Origin of the sequence: Ornithinimicrobium faecis (assembly GCF_023923225.1) — a bacterium.
GTDB lineage: Bacteria > Actinomycetota > Actinomycetes > Actinomycetales > Dermatophilaceae > Ornithinicoccus > Ornithinicoccus faecis.
The window spans coordinates 4,051,993-4,068,440 of sequence record NZ_CP099489.1; the positions used below are offsets into that span (position 1 = coordinate 4,051,993).

The following is a 16,448-nucleotide window of genomic DNA, read 5'->3' on the forward strand; positions in this document are numbered from 1 at the left end:
TGGGTTGGGGCCCACTCAACAGACACACCGCGCGGGCGACGACGCCCGCCCGAAGAGAGGGAGACCCAACCATGTCGTTCGACACCGAGGCCGTGCACGCAGCACGCGAGGACCTGACCGCACTCGGCGTGCACGTCCCGCCCATCGACCTGTCCACCACCTATCCCGTGGGTGATGTGGAGACCGGTGGAGCGTCCTACGAGAACCTGGCCACCGGGGGCACCCCCACGCCTGGCGACAGCCTGGTCTATCAGCGGCTGTGGAACCCGACCGTGGCCCGCTTCGAGGAGGCCCTGGCCCGACTGGAGGGCGCGCAGGAGGCTGTCGCGTTCGGGTCCGGCATGGCGGCCCTGTCGGCCACCCTGCTGGCCACGGTCGCTGCCGGCAAACCCCACGTGGTGGCGGTGCGACCGCTCTACGGCGGATCCGACCACGTGTTGGCGACGGGACTCCTGGGCACCCGCGTCACCTGGGCCGAGCCAGACGGCATCGCCGCAGCGATCGAGTCCGACACCGGCCTGGTCATCGTGGAGACCCCGGCCAACCCCACCCTGGACCTCGTGGACCTCTCGGCCGTCGCCGCCCAGGCTGGAGACGTCCCGGTCGTGGTGGACAACACCTTCGCCACCCCGGTGCTGCAGCGACCGGTCGAGCACGGCGCGACGATCGTCCTGCACTCGGCCACCAAGTTCCTCGGCGGGCACGGCGACATCATGGCCGGCGCGATCGCCACCACCAGCGAGTGGGCCAGCCGCATCCGTGGGGTGCGCGCACTCACGGGCGGGGTCCTGCACCCGGTGGCCGCCTATCAGCTGCACCGCGGCCTGCAGACCCTGCCGACGCGCGTGCGTGCCCAGCAGGACAACGCCCAGGTCGTGGCCCACTGGCTGGGCAAGCAGGACGGCGTGACCCGGGTCTTCCACCCGAGCATCAAGGGGTGCGACCCGGCCGGCCTCGTGGGCCGTCAGATGAGCGGCTGCGGTGCCGTGCTCGCCTTTGAGGTGACCTCGTTCGAAGCCGCATCCACCGTCGCCCAGTCGTGCGGTCTCATCACGCATGCCGTGTCGCTGGGTGGCGTGGACAGCCTGATCCAGCACCCGGCGTCGCTGACCCACCGGCCGGTGGCCCCCGAGGCTCGACCCGCTGCCTCCGTGCTGCGGCTCTCGGTGGGGCTGGAGGATCCGGCGGACATCATCGCCGACCTGCGCCGCGCGCTCCAGGCCGCCCGTGACGTGGCCACCGAGTCCAGCGACTCCCGCGTGCCCACCGAGTCCAGCGTGTCCAGCGTGTCCACCGAATCCCGCGAGCGGGTCCTCCAGCAGAGTTGAGCTAGGGGCGGGATGTCGTCTTGGAGCAGCTAACGGTTCTGACAGCGTGAAATAGCAGGCTCCAAGAACCGGCAAGTGCTCTCAGACGGTCGGTGGAGGGCCGGGAACGCTCGAGCCTCAGCTGGACTTCTTCGCCGTCTTCTTGGCCGTGGTCTTCTTGGCGGCCGTCTTCTTCGTGGTCGCCTTCTTGGCGGTCTTCTTGGCCGTCCGCTTGCGGGTGGTCGGCCCCTTGGCGCGCTTGTCGGCGAGCAACTCAAACCCGCGCTCAGGCGTCAGGGTGGCCGGGTCGTCGTCCTTGCGCAGGGTCGCGTTGGTCTCGCCGTCGGTGACGTAGGGACCGAAGCGTCCCTCCTTGACCACGGTCGGCTTGCCGCTGACCGGGTCATCGCCCAGCTCTTTCAGCGGCGGGGCGGCCGCCGCGCGACCACGCTGCTTGGGCTGGGCATAGATCGCCAGCGCCTCCTCCAGCGTGACGTCGAACAGCTGGGCCTCGGTGGTCAGCGAGCGCGAGTCGGTGCCCTTCTTCAGATAGGGGCCGTAGCGCCCGTTCTGCGCGGTGATGTCCTCACCGCTCTCCGGGTCGACGCCGACGACGCGCGGCAGACTCAACAGGCGCAGGGCGGTCTCGAGGTCGATCGAGGCCAGGTCCATGTCCTTGAACAGGCTCGCCGTGCGCGGCTTGACCTTGGCTGCCTTCTTGGTGGTCTTCTTCGCCGTCTTCTTGGCGGGGGCGGCCGGGGCCGGTGACCCACCCTCGGGCGCCACGGCGGCTGTGGCGGGCGGCTCCGGGTCCTCGGGGAGAACCTCGGTGACATACGGCCCGTAACGACCGGCCTTGGCGACGATGTCTCGCCCACTGGTCGGGTCCTGGCCGAGGACGCGACCGTCATCGGCCGCAGCCTCAAGCAGCTCGCGACCCTTCTCCGCCGTCATCTCATCGGGGGCGATCTCGTCGGAGATCGTCGCCCGGCGAGGCTTCTCCTCCTGGAGGCTGGTGTCCTCGACATAGGGGCCATAGCGCCCGACACGCACGACGATGCCGTCGCCGATGTCGATCGTCGACACGGCGCGGGCGTCGATGTCACCCAGATCGGCCACCAGGTCCCGCAGGCCCTCGGCCTCGGTGGCCTCATCGCCGAAATAGAACCGCTTCAGCCAGGCGACCCGCGCCTCGTTGCCACCAGCGATCCGGTCCAGGTCCTCCTCCATCGAGGCGGTGAAGTCATAGTCGACGAGCCGGGAGAAGTGCTCCTCCAGCAACCGGGTGACCGCAAACGCCAACCAGGTGGGGATCAGGGCGGTGCCCCGGGTGCGGACATAGCCGCGGTCCTGGATGGTGCCCACCGTCGCGGCGTAGGTCGAGGGCCGTCCGATGCCCTTTTCCTCCAGTGCCTTGACCAGGGTGGCCTCGGTGTAGCGCGCCGGAGGGGAGGTTTGGTGCCCCTGGGCCTCGGTGTCGATGACGTCCAGCGACACCCCCTCGCTCAGCTTGGGCAGCCGGCGCTCCTGCTCCTCGCTCGGGCGGCCGTGACGGTCCTCGTCGCGGCCCTCCTCATAGGCAGCCAGGAAGCCGCGGAAGGTGATCACGGTGCCGGAGGCGCTGAACTCGGCTGCCGTGGCAGCGTGGCCGGCCGGCAGGATGGCCTGCAGCTTCACCGACGCGGTCGAGCCCTTGGCGTCGGCCATCTGCGAGGCGACGGTGCGCTTCCAGATCAACTCATAGAGGGCGAACTCCTGCCCGCGCAGCTCACCGGCCACCTGGGCCGGGGTGCGGAAGGAGTCACCCGCGGGACGGATCGCCTCGTGCGCCTCCTGGGCGTTCTTGCTCTTCTTGCCATAGCGGCGCGGGGCGTCCGGGACGAACTCGGAGCCATAGAGGTCCCGGGCCTGCGAGCGTGCCGCGCTGATCGCCGACTCCGACAAGGTCGTCGAGTCGGTGCGCATGTAGGTGATGTAGCCGTTCTCATACAACCGCTGCGCGGTGCGCATCGTCGACTGTGCGTTCAGGCGCAGCTTGCGGCTGGCCTCCTGCTGCAGCGTGGAGGTGGTGAACGGCGCGGAGGGGCGGCGGGTGTAGGGCTTCTCGGAGACCTCGCGGACGACGACGTCGGCCTCGCGGGTGCCCGCGGCGATGCTGGTCGCCTGCTCAGCGTCCAGGTGGGTCAGGCCGGCGGTCTTCAGCTGACCGCGGTCGTCAAAGTCACGACCGGTGGCGACCCGGCTGCCGTCGACACCGGTGAGGCGCGCCATGAAGGACTGACCGCCGCTCTCCTCCGGGGAGAACTGGCCCTCCACGTCCCAGTAGGACGCCGCGCGGAAGGCCATCCGCTCGCGCTCGCGCTCGACGACCATGCGGGTCGCGACGGACTGCACGCGCCCCGCCGACAGCCCCTGGCGCACCTTGCGCCACAGCACCGGGCTGACCTCATAACCGTAGAGGCGGTCCAGGACCCGGCGGGTCTCCTGGGCGTCGACCAGGTCGATGTCGAGGTCACGGGTGTCGTTGACCGCGCGCTGGATCGCTTCCTTGGTGATCTCGTGGAAGACCATGCGCTTGACCGGCACCTTGGGCTGGAGGACCTCCAGCAGGTGCCAGGCGATCGCCTCGCCCTCGCGGTCCTCATCAGTGGCCAGATAGAGCTCATCGGCGTCCTTGAGGGCGCGCTTGAGCTCGGAGACCTTCTTCTTCTTGTCCGCATCGACGACGTAGTAGGGCTCAAAGTCGTCCTCGACGTTGACGGCGAACTTGCCGTAGGGGCCCTTCTTCATCTCGACCGGCAACTCGCTGGGGTTGGGCAGGTCGCGGATGTGGCCGACGCTGGCGTCGACCTGGTAGTCGGATCCGAGGAACTCGCCGATCTTCTTCGCCTTGGCTGGCGACTCGACGATGACCAATTTGTGACTCACGGGAAACCTCTCAGACGTCTGCCCCCGCACGTGCCGCGGATTCGTCGCGACGTCGACGTCGGGGGGACGGCGCTCACGCTAACCCATCCCCCGGTGGCTGCACACGCAGGTTCGGCCCAGCGCCACCTCAGGCGCGTCGGCCGACGCGTGCGTCCGGCGCGTCGAGCACCTGGGCGATGGTGTGCTCGGCGATCGCGGTGAACTCCGGGCTGTCGTCCGACAGCGCCAGGGAGTTGGCCGAATACAGCACCGCCCACCCGCGCGCCCGCTGCCACAGGGCCTCGTCGGGGCCGGCCAGCTGCGAATAGCGCACCACAAACTGCGCCCGCCCCTCCCAGGTGAAGGTCTGCCAGGCGGTCGCCAGGTCAGAGGCTGGGTCACCGGCCGTCAGATCCCCGAAGTCGATCACGGCGGCCAGGTTGCCGCGGCGCACCACCATGTTGAGCGGGTGCGGGTCACCGTGCACCCAGACCGGCACCTCGGCATACACCGGGGCCCGCAGGGCCTGCTCCCAGACCTGCAGGAGCTCACCGGTGCGCGGGTGGCCCGCTCGGGCGAGGCGCTCGCGGGTCACCTCGTCGCGCACGGCCAGCGGCACGCCACGGAAGGGGCTGATGGGCGCGTCCGAGGGGGCGGGCTGGTGCAACCCGGCCAGGAACTGGGCCAGGCGACCGGCCCAGCGGCCCCGGCCGCCGACCGGGCTGTCGACCGCCGGGCGTCCCTCGATCCACCGGGTGATCGACCAGGACCAGGGGAAGTATGCCGTGGGCTGGCCGTGGCGGACCGGCACCGGCACGGGGAGGTCGACCAGGGTGGCGATCTCGGGGAGCCACCGGTGCTCGTGCGCCACCAGGTCGGCGGCGACGGCACGGCGCGGCAGCCGCACCAGAAAGTGCTGACCCAGCCGGAACATCGCGTTGTCCCAGCCCTCCCCGAGCGGGCTAAGCGGCCGGTCGGCGAGGTCCGGGTGCTGGTCGGCCAGGAGACGGCGCACCACCTCAAGGGTGATGTCGACCTCGGCGGCAGGGCTGGGAGTCACGTGACCCCACGCTACCGGTGGATCAGGACTGGTGTCCGGCCGTCAATTCCTCGTCGACGTCCACGACCGACCCGGCGAACTGGGACTGGTAGAGCCGGGCGTAGGCGCCGCCGGCCTCCAACAGCACCTCGTGGGTGCCCTGCTCGACGATGGCGCCGTTCTCCATCACCAGGATGAGGTCGGCGTCGCGGATCGTGGACAGGCGGTGGGCGATGACAAAGCTGGTGCGGTCGCTGCGCAGGGCGTTCATGGCGTGCTGCAGCAGCAGCTCGGTGCGGGTGTCGACCGAGCTGGTCGCCTCATCGAGGATCAGCAGGGCGGGGTTGGCCAGGAAGGCGCGGGCGATGGTGATCAGCTGCTTCTCACCGGCGCTGACGTTGCTGGCCTCGGAGTTGAGCTCGGTGTCATAGCCCTCGGGCAGGGTGCGCACGAACCGGTCGACATAGGTCGCCTCAGCCGCCTGCACGATCTCCTCCTCGGTCGCGTCCGGGCGACCGTAGGCGATGTTGTCGCGGATCGTGCCCTGGAACAGCCAGGTGTCCTGGAGCACCATGCCGATGCGCGAGCGTAGCCCCTTGCGGGTCAGGTCGGTGATGTCCTCGCCGTCCAGCGTGATGCGCCCGCCGTCCAGCTCATAGAAGCGCATCAGCAGGTTGACCAGCGTGGTCTTGCCGGCGCCGGTCGGGCCGACGATCGCGACCGTCTGTCCGGGCTCCACCCGCAGGTCCAGGTCGTGGATCAGCGGGCGCTCGGGGTCGTAGGAGAAGTCGACGTCCTCGAAGGCCACCTGCCCGTGCGGGTCGTCCAGGGTCACCGGGCTGGTGGACTCGAGCTCCTGCTCGTCGGCATCGAGCACCTCAAAGACCCGCTCGGCGGAGGCAACACCCGACTGCATGAGGTTGGCCATGGAGGCGACCTGGGTCAGCGGCTGGGTGAACTGGCGCGAATACTGGATGAACGCCTGCACCTCACCCAGGCTCATCGTGCCCGAGGCGACCCGCAGACCGCCCAGGACCGCGATGACGACGTAGTTGAGGTTTCCGACGAACATCATCGTCGGCATGATGATGCCGGAGATGAACTGGGCGCCGAAGCCGGCCTCGTAGAGGTCGTTGTTGGCCTTGTCGAAGGTGCGACGGCTCTCGGCCTGGCGGCCGAACACCTTGATCAGTTCGTGGCCGGTGAAGGTCTCCTCCACGATGGCGTTGACCTCGCCGGTGTGCTTCCACTGCCGCTTGAACTGCTTCTGGGCCCGCTTGCCGATGACGGCGGTGATGACCACCGAGACCGGGATGGTGACCAGCGCAACCAGGGCCAGGGTCGGCGAGATGACGAACATCATCACGACCATCGCCACCACGGTCAGCAGGGAGTTGAGCAGCTGGCTGAGTGTCTGCTGCAGGCTCTGGGCGACGTTGTCGATGTCGTTGGTGACGCGGCTGAGCACCTCGCCGCGGGGCTGGCGGTCGAAGTAGGGCAGCGGCAGCCGGTTGAGCTTGTCCTCGACGTCGCGGCGCAGGTTGAAGATCGTCCGGTTGACGACGAGCACCAGCAGGCGCGCCTGGACCCAGGAGACCAGGGAGGCCACCAGATAGATGCCCATCACCAGCAGCAGGACCTGGCCGAGCGCGCCGAAGTCAACGCCCTGCCCCGGCACGAGATAGTCCATCGCCGCGACCATGTCGGCGAGGGTGTCGTTGCCCTCGGCCCGCAGGCCCTCGGCGGCCTGCTCCTGGGTGACCCCGGCGGGGATGTTCCGGCCAAAGAATCCGCCGAAGATGATGTCCGTGGCGCGGGCCAGGATATAGGGGCCGATCGCGTTGAGGACCACGGCCACGGCGGTGAGAGTGACCACCAGGATGACCGCGGCACGGTCGGGGCGCAGCAGTCCGAGCAGACGCTTGGCACTCTGCCCAAAGTTGGCGGGCTTCTCCACCGGGACCCCCACCCCGTGGCCGGGGCCGCCACCCGAGCGTTGCGGCCCTCGGCGTGCCTCGGCAGCCTTCTCCTCGTCGCTCTTGATGCCTTCTGTCATCAGGCCACCTCCGCCACGGCCTGGGACTGCACGATCTCCTGATAGGTCGTGCAGTCGATCAGCAGGTCCTCGTGGCTCCCGACCCCGACCACCTTGCCGTCCTCGAGGACCACGATCTGGTCGGCACCGATGATCGTGGAGACGCGCTGGGCGACCACGATCACGGTCGCGTCAGCCGTCTCCGGCTCGAGCGCGGCGCGCAACCTGCGGTCGGTCATCAGGTCCAGGGCGGAGAAGGAGTCGTCGAACAGATAGATGTCGGGTCTGCGGACCACGGCTCGCGCGATCGCGAGCCGTTGGCGCTGGCCACCCGAGACGTTGCCCCCGCCCTGGGCGATCGCAGAGTCGAGCCCCTCCGGCATGTCGTGCACAAAGTCGGTGCCCTGTGCGATGCGCAACGCGTCCCAGAGTTGCTCGTCCGTGGCGTCCGCGTCGCCATAACGCAGGTTGTCGGCCACCGACCCGGTGAACAGATAGGGCTTCTGCGGGACCAGGCCGACCCGGCTCCACACCGCGGCCAGCTCGGCCTCGCGCACGTCCACGCCGCCCATCAGGACGGTGCCGCCCGTGACGTCATAGAGCCGCGGGATGAGGTTGACCAGGGTGGTCTTGCCGGCGCCGGTGGAGCCGATGATGGCGGTGGTCTGGCCGGGGTGGGCGATGAAGCTGACGCCCTCCAGGACCGGCACCTCGGCGCCGGGATAGGTGAACTCGACGTCGCGGAACTCGATGGCGACCGGGCCGCCCGGGATGGTCACCGCGGGGGCCGGCTCCAGGACGCTCGAGTCGGTGTCGAGCACCTCGATGATGCGTCCGGCGGACACCTCGGCGCGCGGGATCATGGTCGACATGAAGGTCGCCATCATGACCGACATCAGCACGAAGATCAGATACTGCATGAACGCGGTCAAGGCGCCGATCTCCATGTGTCCGTCGTCCACCCGGAAGGCGCCGAACCACAGCACCGCGATGGAGGAGGCGTTGAAGACGAGCATGACCAGCGGGAAGACGAGCGCCATGAGCTTGCCGACGGCGATCGCGGTGCCGGTGTATTGCGTGTTGGCTTCGGCGAAGCGGGACCGCTCGTGCTCCTCGCGGACGAAGGCACGGACCACCCGGATGCCGGTGATCTGCTCGCGCAGCACCCGGTTGACCCAGTCGATGGACTTCTGCATCAGCGTGAACTGCGGGACCATCCGGCGGATGATCAGTCCCACGATCAGGGCCAGCAGGGGCACGGCCACGGCCACCAGCCAGGAGAGGCCGACGTCCTCGCGCAGCGCCATGATGACGCCGCCGACCATCATGATCGGCACCCCGACCATCAGGGTGAGTCCCATGAAGGTGACCATCTGCACCTGGGTGATGTCGTTGGTCGAGCGGGAGATCAGGGTGGGCGCCCCGAATCGGTTGACCTCCTGGGCGCTGAAGACCGCGACCCGGTCGAAGATGGACCCCCGGACGTCACGGCCGACCGAGGCCGAGGTTCGCGAGGCCAGGTAGGTCGCCACGATGGTCACGGTGACCTGGAGCAGGGAGACGCCGAGCATGATCGCGCCGAGGCGCAGGATGGGCCCGGTCTGCCCGACTGCCACCCCCTCGTCGATGATCCGGCCATTGAGGCTGGGCAGATAGAGGGAGGCGATGGTGCTCGCGAGTTGCAGCACGAGCAACACGACGACGAGCCAGCGATAGGGGCCCAGGTGGTTCCGGAGGAGGCGGATCAGCATCGATCAACGCCCCGTGCGCAGTGCGGCATGCTCGTCATCGTAGGTCGCGCGCGCCCTCCCACCGAATCAATTCCCAGGCAGGTGAGCACCGCACCGCTCACCTGCGCCACGGCATACGACACAAGCGCGACACAACCGTTGTAGGAAAGCCTCACACCTGGGCATCCCGTGACTGCTCTGGGTCCGTACCCCCATCTGGTGCCCCCCTGTGCCGGAACGCTCGCACCACCTGTCACGAACTGCCCTTCATCACGGCCCCCGGGCCGCACCGAAGGAGTTCACGCATGATGCACAACCGACCCCGGCTCCGCGCCGGGCTAGCCCTCGGCAGCGCGGCGCCGCTGTTGCTGCTGACCCTCGCCACACCAGGCGCCCAGGCCGCGGAGGACTCGCGGCAGGCGCACCACGCCGAGCAGAAGGCTGCGTCCACGCCGGGACCCTCCGCCATCGGGACCAGCAGTGCCAGCGACCTTGCTGCCGCCCTCGCCTCCGCATCGGCGAATGTCCAGGGCGCAAACTTTGCGAGCCAACCGGACCCGGTGTCCGCTGGGGTGGGCGACAGCGCACTGACCGGCTTCCCCACCAACGGCGACACCTTCGCCATCCTCAGCACCGGCGAGGTGACCGCCGTCGACCAGCCGGGCACGTTCGCCAGCACCGGGCTCGGCGGCGCGCCCGTCCGCGGCAACACCGACCGCGACGTCACCATCCTGACGGTTGACCTGGCCGTCCCGGCCGAGGCCAACTGCCTGACCTTCGACTTCCGGTTCCTGTCCGAGGAGTTCCCGCGCTACGTCAACACGGCCTACAACGACGCCTTCATCGCCGAGCTGGACAACTCGACGTGGACCACAGCGGGCTCGACCATCACCGCGCCGGACAACTTCGCCTTCGACGCCGACGGTCAGGTCGTCAGCATCAACTCCACCGGTCTCGGCGGCATGACGCCGGAGGTCGGTGCGGGAACAGCCTTCGACGGCGGGATCGACGGCGGCAACAACACCGACGGCGCGGCGACCACGCTGCTGTCCGCCTCCACGGCCGTGACCCCGGGTGAGCACACCGTCTACTTCTCCCTGTTCGACCAGGGCGACACAGCCCTCGACTCAGCCGTCTTCCTGGACAACCTGGTCGTCGGCTACACGCCCGACCCGGAGACCGACTGCGCCCCCGGCGCCGTCATCGTCACCCACGACCTGGACCTCTCCCCTGACTCGGGGGCCGGTGAGGTCGGCACCGACCACACGGTGACCGCGCTGCTGACAGACGACGTCGGGGACCCGGTGGGTGACACGACGATCGAGTTCGCCGTCACCGGTGCCCACAGCACGACGGGCACCGCCACCACGGACGCCGCCGGCAACGCGACCTTCGCCTACTCCGGCACCACGGCGGGGAGCGACACGATCAGCGGCTGTGCCCGCCCGGAGGCCGGAGAGCCGTGCACCGCCACCGACACGGTGTCCTTCACGTGGGGTGTCGACGGCCAGGTCGTGGAGCGCATCCATGGCCCGGACCGCTATGGCACGGCCGCGGCCATCTCCGCCACGTGGGCCCCCGGCCCCGAGGTCGCCTATGTGGCCAGCGGCGTCAACTATCCCGACGCGATGCCAGCCGGTGCCCTCGGCGGCCTGAACGATGCACCGGTGCTGCTCACCCGGCCCGACGGCCTTCCGGCGGTCACCCAGGGTGAGCTGGAGCGTCTGCAACCCGAGCGCATCGTCGTCCTGGGCGGCAACCAGGCGGTCTCCGACGACGTGGTCACCCACCTCGCGGACTACGCCCAGGCCGACACGGACGACGAGGTGAGCAGGATCGCCGGCTCGGACCGCTACGACACCGCGGCCGAGGCGGCCCTGACCTATCCCAGCGGTGTGCTGGTCGCCTATGTCGCGACCGGTGGCGACTTCCCCGACGCCCTGGCAGCAGCCTCCCGGGCCGGTGCCCTGGACAGCCCGGTCCTGCTCACCCGGACCGACCACCTGCCGGCAGCGACCGCCGCGGCCCTGGAGCACCTGGACGCGGTGGAGATCGTCGTGCTCGGTGGCACCGAGGCGGTGGATGACACGGTGCTGGCCGCGCTCGAGGACCACACCGACGGCGCGGTCAGCCGGGTCGCCGGATCCGACCGTTACGGCACCGCCGCAGCGATCTCGCAGGACTACGCCCCCGGTGTCAACGCCGTCTTCGTGGCCACCGGTGAGGTCTATGCCGACTCGATGACGGGCGCACCCATCTCCGTGGCGATTGGCGGGCCGATCGTGCTCACCCAGCCGGACAACCTGCCCGCCACCACGATCACCGAGCTCGAGCGTCTCGACCCCGAGCGCATCATCGTCCTCGGTGGCACGGTGGCGGTCAGCACCGAGGTCGAGTCAGCCCTCGCCGCCTACTTCGGTTAGCGGCGCACTCCCCACGGCCACGGCCCGGTCACTCCCCCAGAGGTGACCGGGCCGCGGCATGTGCGCCAGGGCTTGTGCAACGGGGCTGGGTCGGCCCCTGGTCCTGCGCTCGCGAGCGGCTGCCGTCCCTGCCTGCAGTCGTCCTCACTGCAGCAGTCCGTCGGCGACCAGGTCGCGCAGAGTGGCCAGCACGCTGGCCCGCAGCTCCTCGACCGGCGCGTCGGTGAGCACGGAGATGCCGCCCAGGATCTGCTCCGCGGTCAGGTCCCCGTCGCTGGCGCCCACCAGCCCGGCGGCGACCGTGTCGAGGCGGACCGTGCGGGACAGCCCGCCGCCCTGACGCAGCTGGATCACCATCGGGTCGGGCTCGCCGGGGCGCCCGACCCGCTCCTCGGTCACGTCGGGGGCGACCGACCACGCCACTGCGAGCAGGTCGGCGTCGCTGTGCTCAGCCAGCCACGTCCGCGCACGCAGGCCGGCCAGCACCGCGGGTCCGGCAGGCTGGGCCACCGGCCCGACGACCTCCTCCAGGTCGCGGAACGGGGCGCGGTCCGAGAGTGGGCGCTGCAGGGTGATGATGCCGAAGCCGACCCGCTCGATCCCGCGGGCGGAGAAGTCGTCCAGCCACGCGGCATACAGGTCGTCAAACTCCGGCGTGCCCGGCCGGTGACCTCCGTCGCGGACCCAGGTCTCGGCATACTCAGCCACGTCCTGGGACTCGCGCTGGATGACCCAGGCATCGAGCCCGGTGCTCTCCAGCCAGCCGCCGACGCGGTCGGTCCACGCCTCGCCCTCGCGCAGCTCCCAGTTGCCGAGGAGCTGGGCGATGCCGCCGGGGGCCAGGACCCCCACGAGATCACGCACCAGGTTGGCCACGATGGTGTCACCCGCGGCGCCTCCGTCGCGGTATTCGAAGAGGGGAACCCCCTCGTGGCGCGGTGTGATGACGAACGGCGGGTTGGAGACCACCAGGTCGAATGTCTCCCCCGCGACCGGGTCGAGCAGCGAACCCGCCCGCAGGTCGAGGGCCACCTCGTTGAGTCCCGCGGTGAACGCGGCGAACTCCAGCGCCCGGGCCGAGAGATCGGTCGCGACGACGCGCTCCGCGTGGCCGGCGGCGTGCAGGGCCTGCACACCGCAACCGGTGCCCAGATCGAGGGCGCGGGCCACCTGGGGACGCGGGGTCCACGAGGCGAGCGTGGTGGACGCGCCCCCGACGCCGAGCACGTGATCGGTCGGCAGCGGCGTGCCGAGAGCCACCTCGGACAGGTCGGAGGCGACCCACCAGTCGTGCCGGTCGTCGCCGTAGGGCCGCAGGTCGCAGGTGCCCTGCAACGGCGGCACGCCCTCCTCACCGGGCTCGAGGTCCGCGGGGACGGCCAGACCCAGCTGGATGGCACCCTCGACCCCGGTGCGCGGCAGCGCGGCCGACACCTCCTGCGCGGACACCGCCTCCCCCAGGACCAGCAGGCGGACCAGGGCCCCGGCCGGGTCCTGGCTCTCGAGAAGCACCCGGCGGGCGGTGAGCGGCTGGTCCCGGTGCAGGGCGGCGGACGCGACCGGGCCGAGCAGCTCAGCCAGGTGGTCCGTGGTGAAGCCCGCGTCGGTGAGGTCAGCCCGCAGAGCGGCCAGCTCGTCGACGGTGCCGAGGGGCGCGGGATAGCGGCTGGGCGTGCTCACCAGTCCCACTCGAATCCGACGACGCAGTCGTGCTCTGGTGTCAGGAACCGGTGGACGACCTCGCCGGCGGCGTGTGGGGTGGCCTCAGTGTGCAGTTCCCCGGGGCCGGACCGGCCACACTCAAACCAGCGCACGCGCGCCGGGACCGCTCGCGGGTCGAAGTGCACCTCAAGGGAGACTCCGCCGGCGGTGGCCCGCAGCGCCCGCCGGAACTCAGTGACGGCCGGGCCGCCCGGAGCATAGGTCGCCGCCGTTTCCACCACCGCCGTCTGGCCGCGCTCCAACGGCGCCGGGAAGGCCACCTCCAGGGTGTGGATGCCGCCCGGTGCGGCGTCGGTCTCGAGCCAGGCCGGCACGCCGCCGCGCGCCACCTCGACGCTGACTGCTGACCTGTCGAAGCGATAGCTGAGGCAGTCCAACCGCTGCTGCGCGCGCAGAATGTGCACCAACGAGTGTCTGCGTCGGCTGCGGTCCTCGCCGATCTCGAGCGCCTCGATGAGCGACTGCGTGCGGTAGGTGCCACTCGCGCTGGGGTGGGCCACGAAGGGGGTGTCGCCGAGGGCACCCGCGGTGGCGCCGGCCGGCGCATCAACCGCGAGCGCCGCGGGGGTCGTGGTCCTCGCGGAGGCCAGTGGAAGTGTTGGCCGCAGGTCCGCCTCGTGCTGGCGCCAGAGCGCACGCTCGTCGTCCTCGGTCATCTCGAAGGCGCCGACGAACCACCCGAGCGTCTGGTGTGAGATGCCACCACCGCTGACGGCTCGTGCCACGACGTCCTTGAGTCGGCGGGGCAGATCCGCGTCCGCCTCCGGCACCTCGCCGATGTCCCAGAGGTGCTGCGCGAGCACCATCGCGACGGCACTCTGGTGCGGGTCGCTGCGGGACGTGCGACGAACCTCCGCGCGCCAGCGACGACGATAGGTCCCATCCCGAGTCAACATGCCGCGCAGGAGTGATGAGGCCGACCGGGGCGCCGACGCGCCAGTCCCACCGTGGGACCTCCCACGGTGGGACTGGCGATCAGGGGTCGTCATGGGCGAGCAGGGTCAGCCGAGCTGCTGCGCCTGCTCCGGCGTCTCCTCGCCGATCGCCGTGGGGCGGCGCTTGCTGAACCAGATCGAGCCCACGATCGCGGCCAGGGCCGCGAGCGCGATCAGCCAGCGCACGATGTCGTTGGCGGAGTCGCCGTAGGTCAGCCCCACAACGGCCGGTGCGATCAGCAGGGCCACCAGGTTCATCACCTTGATCAGCGGGTTGATGGCCGGGCCGGCGGTGTCCTTGAACGGGTCACCGACGGTGTCACCAATGACGGTCGCCTCGTGGGCCGGCGAGCCCTTGCCGCCGTGGTGCCCGTCCTCGACGATCTTCTTGGCGTTGTCCCATGCACCACCGGAGTTGGCCAGGAAGACCGCCATCAGCACGCCCGTGCCGATGGCACCGGCCAGATAACCGGCGAGCGCGCTGACACCCAGACCGAAGCCGACAGCGATCGGCGCCAGGATCGCCAGGAGGCCGGGGGTGGCCAGCTCGCGCAGGGAGTCGCGGGTGCAGATGTCGACGACGCGGGCGTAGTCGGGCTTCTCGGTGAAGTTCATGATGCCCGGCTTCTCCCGGAACTGGCGGCGCACCTCAAAGACGATGGCCCCAGCCGCTCGGGTCACGGCATCGATCGCCAGGCCCGAGAACATGAAGACGACCGAGCCACCCAGGATGATGCCGACCAGCGCCCGCGGGTCGAAGACGATCAGGGAGTTCATCATGTCGTTGATGTCCTCGACCGAGTCGACCGCGTTGGTGATCGCGTTGAAGTAGGACCCGAACAGCGCCGTCGCGGCCAGCACGGCCGTGGCGATCGCGATGCCCTTGGTGACGGCCTTGGTGGTGTTGCCGACCGCGTCCAGCTCGGTGAGGATCTGGGCGCCCTCGCCGTCGACGTCGCCGGACATCTCCGCGATGCCCTGGGCGTTGTCGGAGACCGGGCCGAAGGTGTCCATCGCCACGATCATGCCGACCGTGGTGAGCAGGCCGCAGCCGGCCATGGCCACCAGGAACAGCGCGAAGATCAGCGAGCCACCGCCGAGGGTGAACAGGACGAAGACCGCTCCGGCGATGGTCGCGGCGGTGTAGACCGCGGACTCGAAGCCCACGCCGATGCCGGACAGCACGACGGTGGCCGGGCCGGTCAGCGACGTCTTGGCGACGTTCTTGGTCGGCTTGGACTCGGTGCCGGTGAAATAGCCGGTGAGCCAGAGGATGAAGGCGGCCAGGACGATGCCGATGATCACGGCAGCGGCCACCCGCACGCTCGGGTCGAGGTCCAGGCCGTCGACCTCACCGGGCAGGAAGACGAACGCGGCGATCGCACAGACACCGGCGGCGACGAGCGCAGAGATGTAGAAGCCGCGGTTGATGGTGACCAGGGCGCTCTCTCCGGCGCGGCCCTTGGTGAGATAGACGCCCGCGATCGCGGTCAGCGCACCGATGGCCGGGATGATCAGCGGGAAGGTGAGACCCTCTGAGCCGAGCGCCGCGGAGCCGAGGATGAGCGCCGCGACCAGGGTGACGGCATACGACTCGAACAGGTCGGCTGCCATGCCCGCACAGTCACCCACGTTGTCGCCGACATTGTCGGCGATGGTGGCGGCGTTGCGCGGGTCGTCCTCGGGGATGCCGGCCTCGACCTTGCCGACCAGGTCGGCGCCGACGTCGGCGGCCTTGGTGAAGATGCCACCGCCGACGCGCATGAACATCGCCAGCAGCGCGGCGCCGAAGCCGAAGCCCTCGAGCACCTGCGGGGCGTTGCCCTGATAGAAGAGCACGACCAGCGCGGCGCCCAGCAGGCCCAGGCCCACGGTCGCCATGCCGACGGTGCCACCGGTGCGGAAGGCGATCTGCATGCCCTTGTCGCGGTCCAGGTTGCGGGCCGCCTCGGCGACGCGCATGTTGGCCGCGGTCGCCAGGTTCATGCCGAGATAGCCGATGCCGGCGGAGAAGCCGGCGCCGAGGATGAAGAAGACCGAGCGGCCGATGCGCACGGCCGTGTCGTCGGCGGGCAGGGCAAAGAGCAGCAGGAAGGCGATGACGACGAAGATGCCGAGCGTCTTGAACTGCCGCTGGAGATAGGCCTGCGCCCCCTCCTGCACGGCCTTGCCGATCTCTTGCATGCTCGGGGTGCCCGGATCGGTGGCCAGCACCTCCTGGCGGAACTTGAAGCCCATCACGAGCGCGGCCAGCGCGATCAGTGCAACGACGATGACGATCGAGATCTCACCGCCGGAAAGGTCGATATCTCTCATGGCTGCAGCTCCGAACGACGGGCGAGTGGCATGT

At 70.0% G+C, this 16,448-nt stretch carries 9 protein-coding genes; 2 read left to right on the forward strand and 7 right to left on the reverse strand.

The features are described 5' to 3' along the window. Positions 1–71 precede the first annotated feature (71 nt). On the forward strand, positions 72–1,328 hold the full coding sequence (locus NF556_RS18785) for a trans-sulfuration enzyme family protein (protein ID WP_252592716.1): 1,257 nt from the start codon (positions 72–74) through the stop codon (positions 1,326–1,328). Positions 1,329–1,445: 117 nt separating this feature from the next. Here NF556_RS18785 and topA read toward each other — a convergent pair whose 3' ends face one another. The 4 genes from topA to NF556_RS18805 all read right to left on the reverse strand — a co-directional run bounded on the left by topA (position 1,446) and on the right by NF556_RS18805 (position 9,039). Further along, positions 1,446–4,235 (reverse strand): type I DNA topoisomerase, encoded by a 2,790-nt coding sequence (gene topA, locus NF556_RS18790; protein ID WP_252592717.1) that lies wholly within the window; start codon positions 4,233–4,235, stop codon positions 1,446–1,448. A 127-nt stretch (positions 4,236–4,362) separates the two neighbouring features. Then, positions 4,363–5,274: an aminoglycoside phosphotransferase family protein gene (locus NF556_RS18795; RefSeq protein WP_252592718.1), complete on the reverse strand. Its 912-nt coding sequence runs from the start codon at positions 5,272–5,274 to the stop codon at positions 4,363–4,365. A 22-nt stretch (positions 5,275–5,296) separates the two neighbouring features. Beyond that, positions 5,297–7,309: an ABC transporter ATP-binding protein gene (locus tag NF556_RS18800; protein ID WP_252592719.1), complete on the reverse strand. Its 2,013-nt coding sequence runs from the start codon at positions 7,307–7,309 to the stop codon at positions 5,297–5,299. Beyond that, entirely contained in the window at positions 7,309–9,039 is a 1,731-nt protein-coding gene (locus NF556_RS18805) for an ABC transporter ATP-binding protein (protein WP_252592720.1), read from the reverse strand. The genes NF556_RS18800 and NF556_RS18805 overlap by 1 nt, the downstream gene beginning before the upstream one ends. 284 nt (positions 9,040–9,323) lie before the next feature. Between NF556_RS18805 and NF556_RS18810 the strand changes: the two genes are divergently transcribed. Beyond that, the gene (locus NF556_RS18810; protein ID WP_252592721.1) at positions 9,324–11,441 is read left to right on the forward strand and encodes a cell wall-binding repeat-containing protein; all 2,118 of its coding nucleotides are present in this window, start codon (positions 9,324–9,326) and stop codon (positions 11,439–11,441) included. A gap of 144 nt (positions 11,442–11,585) precedes the next feature. Here NF556_RS18810 and NF556_RS18815 read toward each other — a convergent pair whose 3' ends face one another. From NF556_RS18815 to NF556_RS18825, 3 genes are all read right to left on the reverse strand, one after another. Further along, positions 11,586–13,121 carry a DUF7059 domain-containing protein gene (locus NF556_RS18815; protein WP_252592722.1) on the reverse strand — a complete coding sequence of 512 codons (1,536 nt, stop codon included), beginning with the start codon at positions 13,119–13,121 and terminating at the stop codon, positions 11,586–11,588. After that, positions 13,118–14,059 (reverse strand): hypothetical protein, encoded by a 942-nt coding sequence (locus tag NF556_RS18820; protein WP_252592723.1) that lies wholly within the window; start codon positions 14,057–14,059, stop codon positions 13,118–13,120. The genes NF556_RS18815 and NF556_RS18820 overlap by 4 nt, the downstream gene beginning before the upstream one ends. Positions 14,060–14,164: 105 nt before the next feature. Further along, complete coding sequence (locus NF556_RS18825; RefSeq protein ID WP_252592724.1) at positions 14,165–16,414, reverse strand: sodium-translocating pyrophosphatase; 2,250 nt, start codon at positions 16,412–16,414, stop codon at positions 14,165–14,167. Between the last annotated feature and the right edge of the window lie 34 nt (positions 16,415–16,448).

Coding starts and splice junctions, on each gene's coding strand:
- NF556_RS18785 (WP_252592716.1), top strand. CDS start 72: ATGTCGTTCGACACCGAGGCCGTGCACGCAGCACGCGAGGACCTGACC.
- NF556_RS18820 (WP_252592723.1), bottom strand. CDS start 14,059: ATGTTGACTCGGGATGGGACCTATCGTCGTCGCTGGCGCGCGGAGGTT.
- NF556_RS18810 (WP_252592721.1), top strand. CDS start 9,324: ATGATGCACAACCGACCCCGGCTCCGCGCCGGGCTAGCCCTCGGCAGC.
- NF556_RS18825 (WP_252592724.1), bottom strand. CDS start 16,414: ATGAGAGATATCGACCTTTCCGGCGGTGAGATCTCGATCGTCATCGTC.
- NF556_RS18805 (WP_252592720.1), bottom strand. CDS start 9,039: ATGCTGATCCGCCTCCTCCGGAACCACCTGGGCCCCTATCGCTGGCTC.
- NF556_RS18800 (WP_252592719.1), bottom strand. CDS start 7,309: ATGACAGAAGGCATCAAGAGCGACGAGGAGAAGGCTGCCGAGGCACGC.